Here is a 20669-nt window from a genome sequence, read left to right on the forward strand (position 1 = left end):
CAGTCTATGACACAGCGCCGACACGATCAGGCGCGATTCGCGCTCGCATCGTCGACGTCGTTCGGTGCACCGGCCCCGTCGTCCTGCTGTGGATGCTGCAGTCTCGGCAGCATCACGGTGAACGTCGTTCCGTGGTCGCCCTCCAGCGGCCTGCCGTCGTCATCGAAGCGCTGCGGAGTCGACGCGACCGAGACGCTGCCGCCGTGCGCATGAACCAGCGCCTGCACGATCGACAGTCCGAGCCCGGTCGACCCCTGCCCCGGGGTGCGGGAGTCGTCAGCCTTGACGAAGCGGTCGAAGATCGTGTCGACCATCTGTTCCGGAATGCCCTGGCCGTCGTCGCGCACTTGGATGCGCACGTCGTCGCCCACGATCGCAGCGCCGAGCACCACGTTCGTTCCGGCCGGCGTGTGTGTGCGGGAGTTCGCGAGCAGGTTGACCAGCACCTGACGCAGGCTGTTCTCGTCGCCCAGCACCTCAAGCGGCTGGCTGGCGTCGAGGTCGAGCTGCCAGTGGTGGTTCGGACCCGCGGCGTGCGCGTCTGCCACGGCGTCGATCAGCAGCCCTCGCAGGTCGACCTCTTCACGCTCGATCACCGGCTCGTTGTCCAAACGTGCGAGCAGCAGCAGGTCTTCGACCAGGTCAGACATGCGCTCGGACTCACTGCGCACGCGACCCAGCTGCTCGGCCGCATGCGGCGGCAGCGTGTCGGCATCGCGCAGCACGAGCTGCGTGTAGCCGCGAATCGATGCGAGCGGCGTGCGCAGCTCATGGCTGGCGTCTGCGACGAAGCGGCGCAGCTTCGTCTCGCTGGCCCGTCGCACGCGGAAGGCGTCGTCGATGTGTGTGAGCATGCGGTTGAAGCTGCCCGCCACGCGCCCCACCTCGGTCACGTCGTCGACGAAGACCTCGGGAATGCGTTCGGTCAGCGCCGCGTCTCCGGTGGCGAGTTCGCGCCCGGCCACGCTCTGCGCGGTTCGTGCGACGACCTCGAGAGGATGCAGCGCCCGGCGCATGAGCATCCAGCCGAGCAGCAGCGCGCCGATGCCGGCCAGCGCGATCACGACCATCTGCACGACCATGTACTGCGTGATCGTATTGGCCACGGCCTCCTGTGAGATGGCGACGACCTGTCGAGCACCGGTTCGGTCGTTGATCGCGACGGCACGGTATGTGCCGAGATCGGGCAGCGGCACGTCATAGAAGCCGCCGTCGACCGGCACCTTCAGCAGCATCGCGACCTGATCGGAGTCGAGCTGGTGGAAGGTCGGGGTCTCGCCGTCGTCGATGTAGCCGGCTCTGAGAGATCCCTGCCGCAGGTCGACGATGATGGTGTGCGCCCGCTGCGTGCGCACGTCCAAGCCGGGCGGAACCGGGTCATCGGGCCGCACTGCGGCATCCCCCTTCGCCACATCAGTGGCTCGGGCACGCTCGGTCGCGAGACTCAGCTCGGTGTTGAGCTGCCCGTACAGCGAGGTGTTCAGCGCAGACGTGGTGACGGTCGCGATCAGGGCCACACTCGAGAACAGCAGCGCAGCGAGCATGATCGGCAGTGTCTTGCTCAGCGGCAGCAGCCGCCAGTGCCGCAGCAGGCCTCGCCTCTTGCGACGGTCGACGCCGGGCCTCGCAGCGGGCTGGTGCGAGGTGCGCGGCCCCTCGCGATCGGTCATACCGCAGGCTTCAGCACGTATCCGACGCCTCGAACGGTGTGGATCATCGGCTCGCGCCCGTGGTCGATCTTCTTGCGCAGATACGAGATGTACAGCTCGACGACATTGACCTCTCCGCCGAAGTCATAGTGCCAGACGTGATCGAGTATCTGCGTTTTGGACATGACCTTCTTGGCATTGCGCATCAAGAAGCGCAGCAGTTCGAACTCGGTCGCTGTGAGCTTGATCTCGTCGCCGCCGCGGGTCACTTCGTATGAGTCTTCGTTCAGCATGAGATCGCCGACGACGACAGTGGGGTCGTGCTCCTCTTCGACCCAGTGCCGCGAGCGTCGCAGCAGCCCGCGCACGCGCGCCATGAGCTCTTCGATGTTGAACGGCTTGGTCAGATAGTCGTCGGCGCCCACGGTGATGCCGGCGATGCGATCTTCGACCGCATCACGGGCGGTGAGAAAGATCACCGGGATGCTCTCGTCGATCTCGTGCAGCTTGCGCAGCACCTCGAACCCGCTGAGGTCGGGCAGCATCACATCGAGGATCACCACGTCGGGTCGGGTAGTGCGGGCTGCCTCGACCGCTCCTCGGCCGTTGAGCGAGGTCATCACGTTCAGGCCCTCATAGCGCACGGCTGAAGCGACGAGCTCAAGCAGGTTCGGCTCGTCGTCGACGACGAGCACCGTCACATCGTGCTTCTCACTTCTGGCAGCTGACTCGTTCACAGGCTCTCCGATCTCTCTCATCCGGGCCTGGACCCGGGATCTTCGCGCGAGTGCCGGCGATGCGTCGTCCGGGCGTTCTCGCGAAGAACTGCTTCGAGCATACTGAGCGAATTCTGTGAGCGTCATGTGTGTGAGGTGTCCAGATTCTCAGACACTCAGCACATACGCCCCTCAGTGTTCGTGGGTGACCGACTCGATGGTCTGCAGTGCTCCGGTGTCGGTGAGCTCGTGGCCGAGCACCGGGCGCGCCTCGAACCAGGTGCCGATCGACTGACCCGAAAGCGCGTTCGAGACGTGCTCGGTCGAAGTGAGCAGCACCGGGATGCCCGCCTCGGTCGCGACCCGAGCGGAGGCGATCTTCGTGACCGCTCCCCCGGTCCCGACGCCGTTGACCGTCACCGGCGAGACCTCGATGTGTTCGAGATCGTCGTCGTGCGCGACGAAGTGCAGGGGCTTCGAACCCTCGCGCTGCGGCGGTCGGTCATAGAGCGCATCGACGTCTGAGAGCAGCACCAGCGCATCGGCCCGCACCAGCACCGCGGTGAGCGCCGCCAGCCGATCGTTGTCCCCGAAGCGAATCTCATGCGTCGCCACGGTGTCGTTCTCATTGATGATGGGCAGCACACGCAGATCGAGCAGTCGATCGATGGTCTGCTGCGCCTGACGGCGATGTCTGCGGTCGTCGATGTCGCTCGCAGTGAGCAGCACCTGTGCGGTCGTCACGCTGAAGGCGTCGAACACCGACTCGTAGCGGTACATGAGTCTTGCCTGGCCCACGGCAGCCGCTGCCTGTGAAGTCGCCAGGTCTGCAGGCCGACCGTTCAGGTTCAGCAGCGGCAGCCCGGTCGCGATCGCTCCGGACGACACCAAGACGACCTCGACACCCCCTTCGTGCAGCTGTGCCAGCGCCGACACCAGATGGCCGAGCTGGTGCTCGTTCTCACCGGTGATCGACGACGAGCCTACTTTGACGACGATGCGCCCGGCGCCGGGAATCCCAGCCTGCGAGATGACGGTGCTCACCGCTGCTCTCCTTCGTCCGAGGTGTCCTCAGCGGCCGCGCCTGCGGCATCCGTCGTGTTGGTCGAGCCTGCGGCGGATGCATTGGCCACCTTCGTCCGCTCTCGATCCTCCGTCCACAGGCCGGCTTCGCGTTCGGCCTGCAGTTCGGCTCGGGCAGCGGCCTTGGCATCCATGCGCTCGTAGTACTCGACGCGCTTCTCGGCACGGGTCGGGCGCGAGTGATCGCTCAGGCGCAGATCCTCGCCACGCGGCGCAGCGATCTCGGCGCCGGAGGTGATCGACGGCTCCCAGTCGAAGATTCTCTCGTTGCTGCCCGGGCCGATGACCACGGCCGATCCGGCGCGCGCACCGGCACGGAACAGCTCCTGCTCGATGCCCAACCGGTTCAGCCGGTCGGCGAGGTAGCCCACCGCTTCGTCGTTGTCGAACATCGTCTGGGCGATCCAGCGCTCCGGCTTCTCGCCGAGAATACGGAAGTACTCGCCGTCCGGGCCGGTCTCACGAGAGATGGTGAACTCGGCCTCACGACGACGTGATCGCGGGCGAATCACGATGCGCTCCGGCTGCTCAGCCTCGGCTTCGGCCTCGGCACGCTGTGCGGCCCGACCCTCGGCGACCAGTCCGGCCATCGCGAAGGTGAGCTCGCGCAGGCCGCGGCGTGTGGCCGCCGAGACCTGGAACACGCGGAATCCCCGCTGCTCAAGATCATCTGTGACGAACTCGGCGAGCTCTTCGGCCTCAGGTACGTCGACTTTGTTGAGCGCGACAAGCTGCGGGCGCTCGATGAGCGGCGTTTTGCCCTCGGCGACCGGATACTTCGCGAGTTCGGTCAGAATCGTTTCGAGGTCGCTGATCGGATCTCGATTCGGCTCGATCGTGGCGCAGTCGAGCACGTGCACCAGGGCCTCGCACCGCTCCACATGGCGCAGAAAGTCGAGGCCCAGCCCCTTGCCTTCGCTGGCCCCTTCGATGAGCCCGGGCACGTCTGCCACGGTGAACCGCACATCGCCGGCCTCGACGACGCCCAGGTTCGGAGCGAGCGTCGTGAACGGGTAGTCGGCGATCTTCGGCTTGGCCGCGCTCATGGCTGCGATCAGGCTCGACTTGCCTGCTGACGGGTATCCGACGAGAGCCACATCGGCCATCGTCTTGAGCTCGAGGCGCACGTCGCCGCTCCAGCCCGGTGTGCCGAGCAGTGCGAAGCCGGGGGCCTTGCGTTTCGTCGACGCGAGCGAGTTGTTGCCGAGACCGCCGATGCCGCCCTGCGCCACCGTGTAGCGCATGCCCGGCTGGTCGAGGTCGATGAGCATCTCGCCATCTGCGTCGCGAACGACCGTGCCGACGGGAACGGGCAGGATCAGATCCTGCCCCGCATAGCCGTCGCGGTAGTCGCCCATGCCGAAGCCGCCGCTCTCGGCCCGCTGATGCGGTCGACGGTGGTAGGCCAACAGTGTGGTGATCTGCGGGTCGGATTCGACGATGACGTTGCCGCCGTCACCCCCGTTGCCGCCGTCGGGGCCGGCGAGCGGTTTGAACTTCTCGCGGCGAATTGACGCACAGCCGTCGCCGCCGTCACCTGCTGTGACGTGCAGCACGACGTCGTCGACGAAGCTGAGTGCCATGGGATGTGCTCCTTAAGGTGCGAAAGAGGCGAGCTCGCTATGCGAGCCCGCCTCGATCATGCTGAAAAACGGAATGTCACTCCGCAGCGGTGAGAATGCTCACCACGCGGCGACGGCCCTTGCTGCTGAACTGGACTGAGCCGGTCTCGAGCGCGAAGAGCGTGTCGTCTTTGCCGCGGCCCACGTTGGCGCCGGGGTGGAAGTGCGTGCCACGCTGACGAATGATGATCTCGCCGGCGTTGACCTCCTGCCCGCCGAAGCGCTTCACGCCGAGACGCTGAGCGTTTGAGTCGCGACCGTTGCGAGTTGAGCTCGCACCCTTCTTATGTGCCATGAGAGGACGCCTTTCGCTGTTACTTGATGCCGGTGATCTTGAGCTTGGTCAGCTCAGAGCGGTGCCCGAGGCGCCGACGGTAACCGGTCTTGTTCTTGAAGTGCTGAATGTTGATCTTGGGGCCGCGCAGGTCTTCGACCACCTCGGCGGTCACCTTGACCTTGGCGAGATCTTCGGTCTTCGAGGTGACCTTGTCACCGTCGACCAGCAGCAGAGCGGGAAGCTCCACAGCGCCCTGCTCATCTGCCTGAACACGGTCGACCGTCACGACAGTGCCGACCTCGACCTTCTCCTGACGCCCGCCGGCGCGCACGATTGCATAAACCACGTGTCATCCTTTGTCTTGAAGTCTGTGTTCACTCGCCGGCAGAACCAGCCCGAGCCAACACTCAATATTACTCAATTGTTTGTGTGCAGGTCAAACACCCGCGACCGCGTGTCTCAGTCCTGACGCTCACCGCCCGAGCGCTGCCGAAAACTCTGCCCCCGCGTCTCTTTGGCGGTGTTCGGCGTGCGGGCCCCTTCTGGCAGGTGCGCGAGCACGTCTGCCAGCAGGGCGTCACGGTCGACCGGCTGTTTGGGCGAGGCCTCGGCCGCTGGTTGGGTCTTCGGCTTCGGCAGATCCAGATCGAGGTCGATATCGGTGCGCGCCGGCCCTGCCGGAGCTGATGCACGACGCGATCGGCGAGCCGACGCGGGCTCCGAACGTCGCTGCGGATGCTCCCTCGACTCCGCCGACTCTGCCGACTGCGACGACTGCGTCTGCGCGTGCGACTCGACGGGCTCATGACGCTCTGCGGATGCGTGTGCCGTCGCCGCAGGCTGCATTCGATCTGCTGCGGTCGCGGCAGCGGCACCCTCCGCTGCGCTGAGGCCAGACTCTGCGTGCGACGTACGGGCGACAGACTCGCCAGAACGATGCTCTTCCACAGGCGGATGCGCTGCAGCATCACCCACAGCTGCCACAGGTGCTGGCGCCTCGGCGGTCGTCGGGGCAGACGCGATCTGCGCGATCGTGCTGGCGGCGACCTGTGCGACGGCATTCTTGACGTTCGCGTTCAGGGTGTTCTTCACCGGCTTGACAGCCTGGGTCTTCTTGCTGCGAGGCTTGCGAGCCGAACCGGATTTGCCGCTCTGCGAGCTGTGCGTGCTCTGACCGGAGTCGGAGCTCTCGCCGAGCTGCGTGAACGTCTCGGCCAGTCCGATGCCGATCTTCTTGCGCGTCATCTGGATCAGGCCCAGCGAGGTCACTTCGGCCACCTGATGCTTGGTGCGATCACGACCAAGGCATTCGATCAGACGCTGCAGCACCAGGTCGCGGTTCGACTCCAGCACCATGTCGATGAAGTCGACCACCACGATGCCGCCCAGGTCGCGCAGACGCAGCTGCCGCACGATCTCTTCGGCAGCCTCGAGGTTGTTCTTCGTGACGGTCTCTTCGAGGTTGCCTCCGGAGCCGACGAACTTGCCGGTGTTCACATCGATGACCGTCATGGCCTCGGTGCGGTCGATCACCAGCGAGCCGCCTGACGGCAGGAAGACTTTGCGCTCGCTCGCCTTCGCCAGCTGCTCGTTGATGCGGTAGGCGTCGAAGATGTCTTTGTCGCCGCTGTAGTGCTCGACACGATCGACCAGATCCGGCGCGATCGTGTGCAGGTACTTCTCAATGGTCTCTTCTGCGTCTTTGCCGCTGATGACCATCTTCGTGATGTCTTCGTTGAAGACGTCGCGCACGACTTTGATGAGCAGATTCGGCTCGGTGTGCAGCAGCGCCGGAGCCTGCTGTGTTTCACGCAGACGCTGGATCTCTTCCCACTGCTGCTGAAGACGGGTGACGTCCCGTTCGAGCTGTTCCTTCGTCGCACCCTCAGCAGCGGTGCGCACGATGACGCCCACGTTCTCAGGCAGAATCTCTTTCAGCGTCTTCTTCAGACGCGAACGCTCGCTGTCGGGCAGCTTGCGACTGATGCCGCTCATCGAACCGCCTGGCACGTACACCAGGTAGCGACCTGGCAGAGAGATCTGACTGGTCAGACGGGCGCCCTTGTGACCGACGGGGTCTTTCGTGACCTGCACCAGCACGGTGTCGCCCGCTTTGAGCGCCATCTCGATGCGCCGCTGCTTGTCGGTGACCTCGGCAGCCTCCCAGTCGACTTCGCCTGAGTAGAGCACGGCGTTGCGGCCGCGGCCGATGTCGACGAATGCGGCCTCCATGCTGGGCAGCACGTTCTGGATGCGCCCCAGATAGACGTTGCCGATCAGCGAGAGGTCTCGTGAGTGCGCTGCATAGTGCTCGACCAGAATGTCGTCTTCGAGCACGCCGATCTGGATGCGGTCGTCAGTCGAGCGCACGATCATCTGCCGGTCGACGGCCTCGCGGCGTGCCTGGAACTCGACCTCGGTGACGCTCTGGCGACGACGCCCGGCATCCCGACTGGCGTTGCGACGCTGCTTCTTCGCCTCGAGTCGTGTCGAGCCCTTGACCTTGGTCGGCGTCTCACGGTGACTGCGCTGCCCGCTCTCCTGGCTCTGTTCGTCGGCGGCTTCGTCGCTCGTGCGAGACCGACGACTGCCATCACGCTTGCGGGTGCGACGACGCACACTCTCGACGTGCTCGGGCAGCTCTGGCTCTTCGTCATCGTCGCGCTCGGGCAGCTCGGGCTCTTTGAAGGTCAGCTCGATCGGGGCGACCGTCTCAGCGACCGGCGCTGCCGGAGCTGAGGTCGAGCCCGCCTCTCGAACGCTGAACGGCGAGAACGGCGTGATCTCTGCAAGGGGATCAGGCGCCGGCTCTGGTTCAGGTGCCTGCGCCGGCGTGGCTTCAGCGGTCGCCTCGGCAGCAGACTCGGTCTTGGCTGCAGCCAGCTCATCGGTGCCGTGAGCCACCACACCCGCAGCTGCCTCGGCGCTCGTCAGCCCTGCTTCTGCAGGCGCGGTCTCACTCGGCGCAGCAGCCGCTGGGGCCGCCTGGTCTGACGGGCGCTCGTCTGCTGTCGCCGGTCGGTTGGAACGTGCCTGTGCATCGGCTGTCTCTTCTGCCGGTGCGAGCGATTCCTCGGCCACCGCAGTGGCCGGAGCCTCAGCCGCGTTCGCCAGGTCGCCACGATCAGCATCAGACGACGCGGCCGACGCGACATCGGCGGCGGCGTGCTCGTTCACTGCTTCGCCGTCGGCACCGTGCCGCGGCGCGGCGTCGCCTGACGTCTCGTCCGCTGACTCGTGGTCGCCGAAGGCAGACTTCGCCCGTCGGGTGCGCTTCGTACCGAAGAGCTGTCCGAACAGACCGCCCTTCCCATGTTCTTCATTACCCACCATCGCTGGTGCACTCCTGTATCCAGCCGCAGTCCCGGTCGCCCCGAGCCGGCTCCTCAAACTGTTCGCACGACCGCTGAGGTCGATGCGCCAAATTCAGCTCTATCGCAGGGCGTCCTGGCCCTGAACAGCATCTGCGTCGTGTCGACGACGCCTGTGATGCGCGTCTGCGCGTGAGGGCGACTCACGCGACCCAGCCCATTATCGCATGGAATCCGGTGTTCGCCGCTGCGTGCCATAATGGCGGCATGTCTGCAAACCGTCCGGGCACAGCCCTTTCCAAGCCGCTTGCCGTCACCATGGTCGTCATCGGCCTGGGCGGCCTGCTCGGAGCCTTCGAACTGGCCACTGAGTATGTCAAGACGCTGCAGAACCCTGCGTATACGCCGAACTGCTCGTTGAACATCCTGGTGACCTGCGGGCCGAACATGCAGTCTTGGCAGGGCAGCCTCTTGGGGTTCCCCAACGCGCTGCTCGGTCTGATGTGCTTCATCTTCCCGATCGCCGTGGGGATGAGCACCTTGGCCGGTGCGCGCATGGCCCGCTGGTACTGGCAGCTCTTCAACATCGGCATGCTCGGCGGCTATGTGTTCATCACGTGGCTCTACTCGCAGAGCATCTTCGTCATCGGCACGCTGTGCCCGTGGTGCATGGAGGTCTGGTTCTTCATGATCTTCGGCTTCTGGTACATCACCGCCTGGAATCTGCGTGAAGGTCACTTCGGAAGCGGGCTCAAGCGCTTCGGGGTCTGGCTCTTCCACTGGGCATGGGTCGTCAGTCTGCTCAACCTCGTGCTGATCGCCGTGCTCGCCGAGATCCGTCTCGGCTGGATCGAGTTCCTGCTCTGACCGTGGTGCGCGGCGCTCAGGCGCTGCGCCGACCTGCTCAGCTCATGCATCAAGGCGCCTTGCGCGCCGCCGAGCCCTGCAGACGACAGAAGGGGCCGCGCTCTGCAGAGCGCGGCCCCTTCTGTCGTCTGCGCAGGTCAACCGCGCACGGACAGGATCAGGCGAACCAGATGCCGATCTCACGCGCTGCAGACTGCGTCGAGTCAGAGGCGTGTACGACGTTGCGCTGCACCGAGACGCCCCAGTCACGGCCGAAGTCGCCGCGAATGGTGCCGGGCGCTGCGACGGTCGGGTCGCTTGCGCCGAGCAGCGTGCGCACGCCGGGAACGACGTTGTCGCCCTCGAAGATCACGGCCACGATCGGCCCGCTGATCATGAAGTCGACGAGAGAGTCGAAGAACGGCTTGCCTTTGTGCTCGGCGTAGTGGCGTTCGAGCAGCTCCCGGGTCGGCTTCACCCATCGGATGTCTGCCAGACGGTAGCCTTTGCGCTCGATGCGGGCGAGCACCTCGCCGGTCAGTCCGCGTTCGACGCCATCCGGTTTCACCAGCACGAGGGTGTGGTCTGGGGTGATCTGCTTCTGCTCTGCAGTGGTCATCTGTCGATTCCTTTCGGGTGTTTCGTCAGTGTTGGGTCGGTTGTTCGTGCTGCAGGGCTGCAGCTTCCCGGTCTGCGCGTGCTGCCGCGACCATGATGTAAATCCACAGGGCCAGGCAGATCAGCGACACGAAGAAGATGAACCCGCTGAAGAGGCCGGCGAGCACCAGCACGACCTGCACCGCCCACCCGAGCCAGAGCCCGATGGAGCCACGACGCATACAGGCGAGAGCGAGCACGAGCAGCAGCATCGAGCCGGCACCGACCCACCAGACCAGCGGCGACGAGATCAGCCGCAGCCCGAAGAGCACCAGGGTATAGAAGATGATCACGAACGACTCGAAACCGAGCATCACGCTGCAGAGCTTCTGACGAAGTCTCACACCGCTGCTCGGAACCGCACCGTCTGCGCTGTTCGGAGGTTTCATCGCCTTCATTCTACGTGCTGCGGCCCGATGGTCAGAACCGGTCTCCTGGCTCCATGCTGTCTGGCCACATCTCGTTGGCGTCGTCGTCTTCGGCAGCCGACGCCTCAAGGGCGTCCTTCGCCGCCTCGACGTCGGCATCCGACGTCGCATCCGCTGCCACCGCAGAGGTGTCGGCGTCCGTCAGCGCGGCCACCTCGCCGATGACCGTGATCGACCCGGTGACGATGATGCCGGAGTGCTCGACCTCGCGTGCCAGGTAGCGGGCCTCGTCCAAGGCCTCTTCGACATCGTCGACCACCCTGACCCGCTCTGTGCCGAACATCTCGACCGCCAGCGCGGCCAGGTCGTCTGCGGGGATCGCCCGCGGCGAGTGCGAGGCGGTCACCACCACCTCGTCGACGGCGCCGTCGAGCGCCTGCAGAAAGCCCTTCGCGTCTTTGTCGGACAGCACGCCGATCACGGCGACGGTGCGATCGAAGTGAAAGTTCTCGACCAGCGCACGGGCCAGGCTGCGCGCTCCGTGTGGGTTGTGCGCGGCGTCGATGATGATCGTCGGGTCGGTGCCGACCACCTGCAGCCGACCGGGCGACTTGGCCGAGGCGATGCCCGGCTCGACGACATCGGCGCCCAGCGGCACGTTTCCCCCGCCGAGAAAGGCCTCGACGGCGGCGATCGCCAGCGCGGCGTTCTGCGCCTGATGCTCGCCGTAGAGCGGCAGCGCGAGATCGCGATAGGTGCCGGCCAGGCCGCGCACGTCGATCACCTGCCCGCCAACAGCCGGCTGCGCGCCCAACACCTCGAAGTCGGTGCCCGCACGCTTCAGCGTGATGCCCAAAGCGTCGGCTTTGGCCTGCAGCTCGCGCATCGCCTCCGGTGCCTGCGCGGCGGTCACCGCGATGGCGCCCGGCTTCATGATGCCGGCCTTCGTATGCGCGATCTCGGCGATCGTACTGCCCAGCACCTTGGTGTGGTCGAGCGCGATCGGTGCGAACACCGCGACGTCGCCGTCGGCGGTGTTCGTCGAATCCCACTCCCCACCCACGCCCACCTCGAGGCAGATCACATCGACAGGTGCGTCGGCGAACGCCGCGAAGGCGAGCACGGTCAGCGCTTCGAAGAACGTCAGCGCCGCCCGGCCTTCGCCGCGCAGCTGCTCGTCGACCATTTCGACGAAGGGCTGTACGTCCTCCCACGTGCCCAGCAGCCGCTCGTCGGTGATCGGCGATCCGTCGATCACGATGCGCTCGTTGAAGCGCACCAGATGGGGGCTGGTGAACACCCCCACTCGCAGGCCGGCCGACGCCAGCATCGAGGCGGCGATGCGTGCCGTCGACGACTTGCCGTTGGTGCCGGTGATATGGATGATGCGGTACGACTTCTGCGGGTCGCCCAACAGATCGAGCACCCGAGCGACCGCGTCAAGCCGTGGCTCGATGCGGTTCTCAGGAGCCCGCCCATAGAGCTGCTCGGTGAGCTGCTCGACGCTGTTCGGGGCGAGGGCAGCCGTCGTGGCGTTGCGTGCGTCAGTCACAGGTTCAGGCCTTCTCGATCAGGATGCCGACCCGCTCGCCGTCGCCGACGGGCTGGTCTGCCTCGTCGCCGAGCGCTTCGACGGTGACGACATGGAGGTCGGTCGCAAGTGTCTCGGCGGCGATCAGATCACGATTGGCCTCGAGCGCCGCACGCACAGCGTCGTCGCCGCCCAAGGTGAGGTGGATGCGATCGCTGATCTCGAGTCCGGCTGCGCGTCGTGCCTGCTGCACCTGGCGCACCGTGTCACGCGCAAGCCCTTCGGCGGCGAGCTCAGGGGTCACCGCGGTTTCGAGCAGGACGAAACCGCCGCCCGAAAGCAGCCCGACCGCGTGATCGGTGCCTCTGTCAGAGCTCGCGTCGGCGACCAGATCGATCGAGTACTCCCCCGGCTGCAGGGCGATGCCGCCCGAGACGACTTGGTCGCCCTCTGCACTCCAGTCGCCGGTCTTGGAGCCCTTGATGGCGGTCTGCACCTCGCGCCCGAGGCGTGGGCCACACACCCGAGCATGCACGGTCAGTCGCTTTGACACGCCGAAGCGCTCTGCGGTCTGCTCGCTGAGCTCGACGAGGTCGACCGACTTCACGTTGAGCTCGTCACGCAGGATGTCGGCGAACGGAGCCAGCGCATCCGCGCCCGCCTCGACGACGGTGAGCTTCGACAGCGGCAGACGCACCCGCAGGTGCTCGGCCTTGCGCAGCGCGAGGGCGGCGCTCGAGACGTCGCGCACTTGGTCCATCGCGGCGACCAGGTCGTCGTCTTTCGGGAACGCACCGGCATCGGGCCAGTTCTGCAGGTGCACGCTCTCGCCCCCGGTGAGATCCTTCCAGATGCGCTCGGTGACCAGCGGCAGCAGCGGAGCGGCCACACGCGTGACCGTCTCGAGCACCGTGTAGAGCGTGTCGAACGCGTCGGTGTCTTCGCCCACCCAGAAACGGTCGCGACTGCGTCGCACGTACCAGTTGGTCAGCACGTCTGCGAACTGCCTCAGCGCGTCGGTCGCGTCGACGCCGTTGAGGCCTTCGAGCGCGGCCTCGACCGTGCGCACCAGGTCACCGGTCTTGGCCAGCAGGTACCGGTCGAGCACGTCGGTCGAGTCGGTTCGCCACTTCGCCTCGTAGCCGGACGCCGACGAACCGGCGGGCCGTGCCGTGTTCGCGTACATCTGGAAGAAGTACCAGGTGCTCCAGAGCGGCAGGATGACCTGGCGCACACCTTCGCGGATGCCCTCTTCGGTCACGATGAGGTTGCCGCCGCGCAGCACCGGGCTCGACATCAGGAACCAGCGCATGGCGTCCGAGCCGTCGCGATCGAAGACCTCGTTGACGTCGGGATAGTTGCGCAGGGACTTCGACATTTTCTGCCCGTCGTTGCCGAGCACGATGCCGTGGCTGATCACGTTGGTGAATGCGGGGCGGTCGAAGAGCGCGGTGGCGAGCACATGCATGTTGTAGAACCAGCCGCGGGTCTGCCCGATGTACTCGACGATGAAGTCAGAGGGGTTGTGGGTGTCGAACCACTCTTTGTTCTCGAACGGGTAGTGCACCTGTGCGAAGGGCATCGAGCCCGACTCGAACCAGCAGTCGAGCACCTCGGGCACGCGGCGCATGGTCGACTTGCCGGTCGGGTCGTCGGGATTCGGCCGGGTGAGCTCGTCGATGTAGGGCCGGTGCAGGTTGTCGACCTTCACACCGAAGTCATGTTCGAGCTGCTCGATCGAGCCGTAGACGTCGACGCGCGGGTACTCGGGATCGTCGCTCTTCCACACCGGGATCGGTGCGCCCCAGTAGCGGTTGCGCGAGATGTTCCAGTCGCGGGCGTTCTCGAGCCACTTGCCGAACTGACCGTCTTTGACGTTGTCGGGCACCCAGTTGATCTGCTGGTTGAGCGCGATCATGCGGTCTTTGACCTTGGTCACGTTCACGAACCAGGCAGGCAGCGCCATGTAGATGAGCGGCTTGCCGCTGCGCCAGGAGTGCGGGTAGGAGTGCTCGATGGTCGCCTGTTCGAGCAGACGGCCGTGCGACTTGACCAGCTTGATCAGCGTCTTGTTCGCCTCGAACACGTTTACTCCGGCGACCTCGGGCACGCTGGGCAGAAACTCACCCGCCTGATTGACCGAGAGTACGACGGGGATGTCGTACTTCTGGCAGGTCAGCTGGTCGTCTTCGCCATAGGCCGGAGCCTGATGGACGATGCCCGTGCCGTCTGTGGTCGACACGTAGTCAGCCACCAGGATCTGCCAGGCGTTCTGCGTGCCGTACTGCTCTGCATCGGCGAAGTAGTCGAACAGGCGCTCGTAACGCACGTGCTCGAGTTCGGCACCCTGCAGCGTGCGCTCCACGGCATCCTGCGCGGCCCCGGCAGAGTCATACCCCAGGGCCTTCGCATGTGACCCGACCAGATCGCGGGCCAGCACGAACCGTGTGCCCGCAGGCGAGCCGTCGCCTGCACCGGCCTCACCGGCAGGCACGACCGCATAGACGATCTCGGGGCCGACCGCGAGCGCGAGGTTCGTCGGCAGCGTCCACGGGGTCGTCGTCCAGGCGATCGCCTTGGCACCCTCGAGCCCGAGCGCGGCTGCTTTGTCGCCGGTCAGCGGGAAGGTGACCGTGACGGTGGGATCCTGACGCATCCTGTAGGCGTCGTCGAGCTTCGTCTCCTGGTTCGACAGCGGCGTCTGCTCGTACCAGCTGTAGGGCAGCACACGATAGCCGTCGTAGATCAGGCCCTTGTCATAGAGGGTCTTGAACGCCCAGATGACGCTCTCCATGTAGGTGAGGTCGAGCGTCTTGTAGTCGTTGTCGAAGTCGACCCAGCGGGCCGAGCGAGTGACGTACTCGCGCCACTCGTTGGTGAAGCGCAGCACGCTGGCGCGAGTCGCCTCGTTGAACTTCGCGATGCCGAAGGTCTCTTCGATCTCGCGCTTGTCGGTGATGCCGAGTTCTTTCTCGGCCTGCAGCTCAGCGGGCAGCCCGTGGGTGTCCCAGCCGAAGCGGCGCTCGACGCGCTGGCCGCGCATGGTGTGAAAGCGGGGAAAGACGTCTTTGGCATAGCCGGTCAGCAGGTGCCCATAGTGCGGCAGACCGTTGGCGAACGGAGGGCCGTCGTAGAAGACCCACTCGGGGGCGTGCTGGTCGCGTCGCTGGTCGATCGACTTCTGAAAGGTGTCATCGCCCTTCCAGAAGGCCAGGATGCCCTGCTCGACAGCGGGGAAGCTCGGCGAAGGCTGGACTGATTCGGGATGCTCGCTGCCGGGGCTGGGAAGCGGATAGACCATTGCGCGTGTCACTCTCGTGCTCGTTCACCTGCACGAGGACGCCGCCCTTCTGCGAAAGACGTGCGCGGTACCACCTCGCTTGCTCGCCTGTCTCGTCTGATGACGACACCGACGAACCGCTTCTCTTCGGCTGTCTCGGGCCGGACCCGTCTGGGTCTACTGCGCCTGTCGTTCGCGGCGACCTGCGGTTCTTCCAGATGCTCCCCGGTGATGGCCGGATCAGTGCAGTATCTCAGTGTAGCGCGATCGGCCCGACCCCGCAGAGGCCACGGGGTGCCCCTGCAATCAGGCTGCGCCCTCCGGTTCCGCCTCCGGCTCTGGGCCGAAAGCGAATCGACGACCCGTGATCTCGCTGACCACGATGCGCACGACGTTCTCTTTGACGGTCGGCACCCACGGCCTGAGCCCGGCCTGTTCGGCCGCTTCGAGTGCGCTCGCAGAGGTCAGCACCTCGGCAGTTCCTTTGGCCACGACGCTCCAACCGCCCGTCTCGGTGTACTGCTCGGTCTGGAAGGCGACCTTCGGGTTCGCCGTCACGCCGAAGAGCTTCGTGCCGGGAGCGGTGCGCAGCAGGATGCTGCGGTCGCGAACAGCGTAGTTCACGGGCAGCACCTCAGGGGCATCGTTGACGATGAAACCGAGATGGCCGAGGGTGTTCGTGGTGAACAGCTGCCAGGCCTCGTCTTCGCCGACTCGAGTGATCACTGTGTTGTCTTCCATACATCAGATGTACACCCTGTGGTGGGAAGAGTCCACTCTGGACGTCGAGTGGCAGAGGCCTCGCGAGCCTCGGTGAGCGTCAGTACCAGCCGGTCGACTGCGAGTGACCCCAAGCGCCACAGGGCGTGCCGTAGCGACCGCGAATGTAGCCCAGCCCCCACTCGATCTGCGTCTGAGCGTTGGTTCTCCAGTCAGCTCCGACTGAGCCCATCTTGCTGCCCGGCAGAGACTGCGGAATGCCATAGGCACCGCTGCTGCGGTTCTCAGCGTTGACCTGCCACCCAGACTCTTTCTGCCAGAGATTGACCAGACAGACGAACTGGTCGTTGCCCCAGCCCATCTGGGCGATGCGCGACTGAGCGTACGCCTTCGCCGCCGCAGGAGACGAACCGCCGCTCGGCGCTGGGGCCGGAGCTGGTGCCGGTGCAGGCGCAGGAGCCGGCGCAGGAGCGGGAGCAGGACGGTTCGGTGCAGCTGGCGTCTGCGGCTGAGCCGGCGCGCTGCTGCGGGCTGGCGCACTGTCGGAGGCTGCGGCCTGCGGCTGGTTCGATGCGGCGATCGAGGCCGCCAGCTCACGCTGTCGTCGCTCCTCGGCCTCCTGCGCCGCAGTCGTGCGCTTGATGTCGGCAAGCTGCTGCAGCAGCCCCTGCTGCTGGGTCTGCAGAGCGCTGACAGCCGCGTCAGCCGAAGCGGATGCCGCACTCGCGGCCTGAGCGTCGCTCTCGGCTTCGCGGGCGAGACGCTCGCGTTCGGATTCGACCTGCTGCTGCTGGTCGGTGAGCGCCTGGAGCTCGCTGGCTCGCTGCCCTGCCTCGGTCATGCGCTGATCGGTCTGCTGCGAGACCTGCCCGAGTGTGGTCAGCCGCCAGAGCGCGGCAGAGGGATCGCGACTGGTCACGAGCTGCCCCGCCGGGTCTGCCTCCATCCCGGTGCCTCGCGCGAGCTGCTGCACTGCGGAGGTGCTGTTTCGACGAGCTTCGTCGGCGGCGGCGCGAGCGGTGTCGATCTGTCCCTGCAGCGCCGCCACCTGCTCTGTGGCCGTGGTGAGGGCCTGTTGGGCGTCGCTCGCATCGCCCTGTGCGCGTACCGCGGCGTCACCGGCTTCGTCGGAACGTTGCTCGAGATCATCGAGCTGCCCGTTGATCGCGTCGATCTGCGACTGGGTGTCACCGGCGGCATCGGCACGGGCGAGAGGCAGGTCGACCCGCCCGGGGGCGAGCGACGAAGGGGTGACCGCGAGAGCGGTTGCCAGCGTGCACGCAGCCGCAGACCCTGCCACCCAGCGCAGCGGTCGTCGTCTCGAGGTCATCCGGTCTCTCACTCTCCTGCAGCGATGCGTCGTCCGACCGAGTGAGGCGAGAACCGCCCCCAGCTCGTCAAGACGACACTCTCGACCCTAGTCAACCCATGCCGTGTTCGCATCTGCGCCCGCGAAGCCAGAGCTGGCAGCCGCAGAGAGGCTCCCGCCCCTGTCAGTACCTCAGGTGCAGTCCGTCGGCCAAAAGCTGGGCGAGCGCCCGCCCGTCTTTGTCGGCGAGGTTGTCTGCCTGAGTGCGACACGAGAACCCGTCGGCCAGGTAGACGTAGTCACCGCCGCAGCTCTGGTCGGCCTCGCGCAGCGCCGGCAGCAGAGCGTTCTCGGCGACGGCGACCGAGGTCTCGTAGTGCCCCTTCTCCATGCCGAAGTTTCCGGCGAGCCCGCAGCAGCCGGCCAGCTCGGTGAACTCGACGCCGGCACGTTTGAGCAGCGCACGATCGGGGGCGAACCCGATCACCGAGTACTGGTGGCAGTGCGGCTGCACCACTGCGGTGGTGCCGTGCAGATCGGGCAGCTGCCAGTCGGGCCTCGGCCCGAGAGGCGCGGGTGCGCTGAGCAGCTCAGAGAGGGTGAACACATGGTCAGCGACGACCTGCGAACGCGGATCGTTCGGCAAGAGGTGCAGCAGGTCGCTGCGCAGCACCGCCGTACACGAGGGTTCGAGCCCCAGGATCGGAATGCCGCGAGCCGCGAACGGTCCCAGCTTGCCCAGCAGATCCTCGAGCCGAGACTTCGCGCCGTCCAACTGGCCGGTCGTGATCCAGGTCAGCCCACAGCAGGCGTTGTCCGGCGGCAGCACCACCTCATAGCCGGCATCTTCCAGCACGGCGACGGCCGCCCGTGGAATCTCCGGCGCGATGCCGTTGCTGAACGAGTCGGTCCACAGTACGACCGGGGTGCGAACTCCCGCCCGCCGCGCCGCCACCGCGCCCCGCCGCGCGTCACTTCCTGCAGCATCCACAGGAAGCATGCCCGTCGCCGCTCCTGCTCGCCCGCCCACCGACGCGACCCAGTCGACATCGGTGAAGAAGTCATGCGAGCGTCGTCGACCGTCGCGTTTGAGCCAGCGCCCGAACTGCTGAGGGGCGAAGCCGGGCATGCGCCGACGACGATCCATGCCGCCGCCTCGGATGATCGCCTGCTGCACGCCGGGCACTTTCATGATCGCGTTGACCGCTGCCGGAGCGATGCCCACCAGGCGCAGCCAGCGCGGCAGCCAGCCCAGCGAGTAGTGCGATATGGGCCGCACCCGTCCCTTGTGCTTGTGGTACAGCACCTCAGACTTGTACTGAGCCATGTCGATGCCGGCCGGGCAGTCGCTCGAACAGGCCTTGCACGAGAGGCACAGGTCGAGCGCGTCGGCCACCTCGGGGGCATCCCACCCGCCGTCGACCAGCGTGCCTCGGATCATCTCTTCCAGTACACGGGCGCGTGCGCGCGTCGAGTCTTTCTCGTCTTTGCTCGCCTGGTACGAAGGGCACATGAACCCGCCGGCGGCACGCATGTCGGCGCGGCACTTGCCGACCCCCATGCAGCGGTGCACCGCCTTCGAGAAGTCGCCGTGATCGCTCTCGAACGAGAAGCCGCCGGATGCCGGCACCGGCCCGGCGTTCGGGCGTCGCACGTGCTCGTCGATGGGATCAGGATCGACCAGCACGCCCGGGTTGAGCAGAGAGTCCGGATCGAACACGCCTTTGACCCGGCGAAAGAGATCGATCGCGTCAGCAGAGTACATGCGCGGAAGCAGCTCGGATCGCGCCCGACCATCACCGTGCTCTCCCGAGAGCGAGCCGCCGTAGGTCGCCACGAGATCGGCGGCGCGCTCCATGAAGTCGCGCATCACCTGCGGGTCGCGATCAAGCGGGAAGTCGATGCGGATGTGCGTGCAGCCGTCGCCGAAGTGGCCGTACATCAGACCGTCGAGTCGGTACTCCTTCATCAGCGCGTCGAATCGACGCAGATACTCGCCGAGGCGGGCGGGCGGCACGGCGGCGTCCTCCCAGTTGGGCCAGGCCTGCTCCCCTGCCGGCGTGCGACCGCCGAGACCCGCTCCATCTGCTCTGATGCGCCACATCGCGGTCGCATCGGGCCCTGGTGGGAAGACCGCGACCTCGTCGCTTGCGGATGCCTCGGCGAGCTGGTGGGCTCGCTCGCGGGCATCGGCCTCGTCGACGCCGCCGACCTCGACCATCATCCAGCCGGCACCCGTGGGCAGTTCAGGCACCGCACCGTCGCCTTTGTGCTGACGCACCACATCGACCAGCCTGGAGTCCATTCCTTCGATGGCCAACGGCTTCAGCGGCAGAAGATTGACCACGTCGTCGGCCGCCTCGAACATGTCGGGGTAGCCCAAGACGACGAGGTGCGGGGCGGTCGGCACCGGCACCAGCCGAATGGTGGCCTGCAGGATCACGCACAGCGTGCCCTCCGTGCCCGCGAGCATGCGTGCCAGATTCTCTTTGCGCTCGGGCAGCAGATGCTCGAGCGAATAGCCTGACACTTGGCGGCCGAACGTGCCGAACTCTCGACGGATCGTGGCGAGACCGCCGTGAACGATGTCACGCAGCTCGGGAAACTCGTCGAGCCCGGTCGAGGCCGTGAACCGACGACCGGTGCCGTCGACCACATCGAGATCGATCACCTGGTCGGCGCTGCGCCCCCAGGCGAGCGCATGGGGGCCGCAGGCGTTGTTGCCGATGGAGCCGCCGATGGTGCAGCGCGTCCACGTGGAGGGATCGGGCCCGAAGCGCAGCCCGTGCGGGGCGCCGGCTTTCTGAATCGCTGCGAGCAGCACACCGGGCTGCACGACGGCGGTGCGGGCTTCTGGATCGAGCGAGAGGATGCGGTTGTAATGCCGAGAGGTGTCGAGCACGATGCCCGGGCCGATGGCGTTGCCTGCGATCGACGTGCCGGCACCGCGCATGGTGACCGGCAGCTGGTGCGATCGGGCGATGCGCATGACTGCGCCGATGTCTTCGGCCGTGCGAGGAAAGACAACGGCACGTGGAGCGACGCGATACACAGAGGCATCTGACGAATACTCGGCCCTGCGGCGCGTGCCCGAATCCACATCGGCCGCACCACCGCTCAGCGCACCCGCGATCTCGGCGACGATGTCAGCGTCCAGCGCTGCAGCATCCGCCGGCGGTCGAAGCACCGGGGTGCCGGCCAATGTCGACATGCGATCTTCCTTTCGAGATTCCCCCGTGCGTCGTGGAATGAGTTTCGCGCTCATGTGCGCACAGGTCGAATCTTACAATGCACGCAGCG

The 20669-nt window shown here is 66.3% G+C and carries 15 protein-coding genes; 1 reads left to right on the top strand and 14 read right to left on the bottom strand.

Annotation, left to right across the window (positions count from 1 at the left end; genetic code table 11):
• Positions 1–26: 26 nt before the first annotated feature.
• The 7 genes from F8O09_RS02815 to F8O09_RS02845 form a co-directional block, all read right to left on the bottom strand.
• The gene (locus tag F8O09_RS02815) at positions 27–1670 is read right to left on the bottom strand and encodes a sensor histidine kinase (protein WP_158053866.1); all 1644 of its coding nucleotides are present in this window, start codon (positions 1668–1670) and stop codon (positions 27–29) included.
• A complete protein-coding gene (locus F8O09_RS02820; protein WP_225732829.1) occupies positions 1667–2386 on the bottom strand; it encodes a response regulator transcription factor in 720 nt (239 codons plus the stop codon). The genes F8O09_RS02815 and F8O09_RS02820 overlap by 4 nt, the downstream gene beginning before the upstream one ends.
• A gap of 171 nt (positions 2387–2557) precedes the next feature.
• Positions 2558–3409, bottom strand: a complete 852-nt coding sequence (gene proB, locus F8O09_RS02825; RefSeq protein WP_158031105.1) for a glutamate 5-kinase — start codon at positions 3407–3409, stop codon at positions 2558–2560.
• A complete protein-coding gene (gene obgE / locus F8O09_RS02830; RefSeq protein WP_158053867.1) occupies positions 3406–5031 on the bottom strand; it encodes a GTPase ObgE in 1626 nt (541 codons plus the stop codon). Before obgE ends, proB begins: the two co-directional genes overlap by 4 nt.
• Before the next feature lie 76 nt (positions 5032–5107).
• On the bottom strand, positions 5108–5365 hold the full coding sequence (rpmA, locus tag F8O09_RS02835; RefSeq protein WP_158031103.1) for a 50S ribosomal protein L27: 258 nt from the start codon (positions 5363–5365) through the stop codon (positions 5108–5110).
• A gap of 19 nt (positions 5366–5384) precedes the next feature.
• A complete protein-coding gene (rplU, locus tag F8O09_RS02840; RefSeq protein WP_158031102.1) occupies positions 5385–5693 on the bottom strand; it encodes a 50S ribosomal protein L21 in 309 nt (102 codons plus the stop codon).
• 113 nt (positions 5694–5806) lie between these two features.
• Positions 5807–8680, bottom strand: coding sequence for an Rne/Rng family ribonuclease (locus F8O09_RS02845; RefSeq protein WP_158053868.1), 2874 nt, complete (start codon positions 8678–8680; stop codon positions 5807–5809).
• 245 nt (positions 8681–8925) lie between these two features.
• Here F8O09_RS02845 and F8O09_RS02850 point away from each other — a divergent pair, with 245 nt between their 5' ends.
• On the top strand, positions 8926–9525 hold the full coding sequence (locus F8O09_RS02850) for a vitamin K epoxide reductase family protein (RefSeq protein WP_158053869.1): 600 nt from the start codon (positions 8926–8928) through the stop codon (positions 9523–9525).
• A gap of 157 nt (positions 9526–9682) precedes the next feature.
• On the opposite strand, the gene ndk is transcribed toward F8O09_RS02850, so the two are convergent.
• The 7 genes from ndk to F8O09_RS02885 form a co-directional block, all read right to left on the bottom strand.
• On the bottom strand, positions 9683–10123 hold the full coding sequence (gene ndk, locus F8O09_RS02855) for a nucleoside-diphosphate kinase (RefSeq protein ID WP_225732830.1): 441 nt from the start codon (positions 10121–10123) through the stop codon (positions 9683–9685).
• A gap of 25 nt (positions 10124–10148) precedes the next feature.
• Positions 10149–10550, bottom strand: coding sequence for a DUF4233 domain-containing protein (locus F8O09_RS02860; protein WP_192497527.1), 402 nt, complete (start codon positions 10548–10550; stop codon positions 10149–10151).
• A 31-nt stretch (positions 10551–10581) separates the two neighbouring features.
• Positions 10582–12081, bottom strand: a complete 1500-nt coding sequence (locus F8O09_RS02865; RefSeq protein WP_225732831.1) for a bifunctional folylpolyglutamate synthase/dihydrofolate synthase — start codon at positions 12079–12081, stop codon at positions 10582–10584.
• Between the two features lie 4 nt (positions 12082–12085).
• Positions 12086–15361, bottom strand: a complete 3276-nt coding sequence (gene ileS / locus F8O09_RS02870) for an isoleucine--tRNA ligase (protein WP_158053871.1) — start codon at positions 15359–15361, stop codon at positions 12086–12088.
• Positions 15362–15646: 285 nt separating this feature from the next.
• Entirely contained in the window at positions 15647–16081 is a 435-nt protein-coding gene (locus F8O09_RS02875; protein WP_158053872.1) for a pyridoxamine 5'-phosphate oxidase family protein, read from the bottom strand.
• Positions 16082–16160: 79 nt separating this feature from the next.
• Complete coding sequence (locus F8O09_RS02880) at positions 16161–17390, bottom strand: lytic transglycosylase domain-containing protein (RefSeq protein WP_158053873.1); 1230 nt, start codon at positions 17388–17390, stop codon at positions 16161–16163.
• 163 nt (positions 17391–17553) lie between these two features.
• Entirely contained in the window at positions 17554–20580 is a 3027-nt protein-coding gene (locus tag F8O09_RS02885) for an FAD-binding and (Fe-S)-binding domain-containing protein (RefSeq protein WP_158053874.1), read from the bottom strand.
• Positions 20581–20669: the final 89 nt, after the last annotated feature.

Origin of the sequence: Pseudoclavibacter sp. CFCC 11306, from assembly GCF_008831235.1 — a bacterium.
In the GTDB taxonomy this organism is placed as follows: domain Bacteria; phylum Actinomycetota; class Actinomycetes; order Actinomycetales; family Microbacteriaceae; genus Pseudoclavibacter_A.

Excerpts from the sequence above, each read along its gene's own strand:
- F8O09_RS02815 (WP_158053866.1), bottom strand. The coding sequence starts at position 1,670 with ATGACCGATCGCGAGGGGCCGCGCACCTCGCACCAGCCCGCTGCGAGG.
- obgE (WP_158053867.1), bottom strand. The coding sequence starts at position 5,031 with ATGGCACTCAGCTTCGTCGACGACGTCGTGCTGCACGTCACAGCAGGT.
- rpmA (WP_158031103.1), bottom strand. The coding sequence starts at position 5,365 with ATGGCACATAAGAAGGGTGCGAGCTCAACTCGCAACGGTCGCGACTCA.
- F8O09_RS02845 (WP_158053868.1), bottom strand. The coding sequence starts at position 8,680 with ATGGTGGGTAATGAAGAACATGGGAAGGGCGGTCTGTTCGGACAGCTC.
- F8O09_RS02850 (WP_158053869.1), top strand. The coding sequence starts at position 8,926 with ATGTCTGCAAACCGTCCGGGCACAGCCCTTTCCAAGCCGCTTGCCGTC.
- ndk (WP_225732830.1), bottom strand. The coding sequence starts at position 10,123 with ATGACCACTGCAGAGCAGAAGCAGATCACCCCAGACCACACCCTCGTG.
- F8O09_RS02860 (WP_192497527.1), bottom strand. The coding sequence starts at position 10,550 with ATGAAACCTCCGAACAGCGCAGACGGTGCGGTTCCGAGCAGCGGTGTG.
- ileS (WP_158053871.1), bottom strand. The coding sequence starts at position 15,361 with ATGGTCTATCCGCTTCCCAGCCCCGGCAGCGAGCATCCCGAATCAGTC.
- F8O09_RS02875 (WP_158053872.1), bottom strand. The coding sequence starts at position 16,081 with ATGGAAGACAACACAGTGATCACTCGAGTCGGCGAAGACGAGGCCTGG.
- F8O09_RS02880 (WP_158053873.1), bottom strand. The coding sequence starts at position 17,390 with ATGACCTCGAGACGACGACCGCTGCGCTGGGTGGCAGGGTCTGCGGCT.
- F8O09_RS02885 (WP_158053874.1), bottom strand. The coding sequence starts at position 20,580 with ATGTCGACATTGGCCGGCACCCCGGTGCTTCGACCGCCGGCGGATGCT.